Below are 1291 nucleotides of genomic sequence, written 5' to 3'. Positions count from 1 at the left end.
CCGCCGAGCGGGTACCCTTGACCTATGCGTCGGCCACAACCCGTGACCGGCGGCTATCGCTTAGGCCCCTCACTTCGATCAATGCCTGAGGGCGCGACTTAGGATCACTCACAGGCCGAACAGCATCGAGGCGACAGCCCTAGGCGCGCAGCGCCGGGTTTTTCGGCGTCTCGATTCCGGACTCGCCGAAGAGTGCGACCGAGCAGCGCCCTCGACGAGGCAAGATCGAGGTTCCCAGGCCGAGAACCCGCGGCATCAGCTGCTGATAATCAACAGGAGGACCCCCGGTGGCCATCACCGATATTCAGGCCTTCGCCCATCTGACGGCGGCCGACATCGAGACACTGGGGAAAGAACTCGATTCGATCCGCCGTTCGGTGGAGACCTCCCGTGGCGAGCGCGACGCCCGCTACATCCGCCGCACCATCGCCGCCCAGCGAGCTCTCGAGGTCGCCGGGCGCGCGGTGCTGTTCGGCAGCCGCAACCGCTGGGCGTGGCTGGGCGGCACCGCGATGCTCTCGGTCGCCAAGATCATCGAGAACATGGAGCTGGGCCACAATGTGAGCCACGGCCAATGGGATTGGATGAACGATCCCGAGATCCACTCCACCACCTGGGAGTGGGACATGACCGGCACCTCGGCGCAGTGGCGCCGGGCGCACAACTATTCGCACCACACCTACACCAACGTGCTCGGCAAGGACGAGGACCTCGGCTTCGGCATTCTGCGGATGACCCGCGACGAGGCGTGGCGTCCGGTGCATCTGGTCCAGCCCGCCGCCAATCTGCTGTTGGCCGCGACCTTCGAGTGGGGTATCGCGCTGCACGATCTCGGCATCGAGAAGGAGCTGGCCGGCGTCAAGGGCGCCACGATGACCTCGCCCCCCGATATCGAGTTCTACCGCAAGGCGGGCCGCCAGGTCGCCAAGGATTTCGTGATCTACCCGGCGCTGACCGGCCCGGCCTGGAAGTCGACGCTCAAGGCCAACGCCACCGCCAACCTCGTCCGCAACCTCTGGTCGTACGCCGTGATCTTCTGCGGCCACTTCCCCGACGGCGCGCAGAAGTTCACCGCCGAGCAGCTCGACGGGGAGGCCCAGGGCGAGTGGTACCTGCGCCAGATGCTGGGCAGCGCCAACTTCAAGGCCGGCCCCGTGATGGCGTTCATGAGCGGCAACCTCTGCTACCAGATCGAGCACCACCTGTTCCCCGACCTGCCGAGCAATCGATACTCGGAGGTGGCGGTCCGGGTGCGCGAACTGTGCGACAAGTACGACCTGCCCTACACCAC

At 66.1% G+C, this 1291-nt stretch carries 1 protein-coding gene; it reads left to right on the top strand.

Going from position 1 to position 1291, the window contains the following annotated elements:
* Nucleotides 1–287: 287 nt before the first annotated feature.
* Nucleotides 288–1291 (top strand): fatty acid desaturase family protein (locus ACFWF3_RS36240; protein ID WP_379318689.1); only part of this gene is annotated, 1004 nt, incomplete at its 3' end.

Source organism: Nocardia sp. NPDC060220 (assembly GCF_042727815.1).
In the GTDB taxonomy this organism is placed as follows: Bacteria; Actinomycetota; Actinomycetes; order Mycobacteriales; family Mycobacteriaceae; genus Nocardia.
This window is presented reverse-complemented; position numbering and strand designations above follow the sequence as displayed.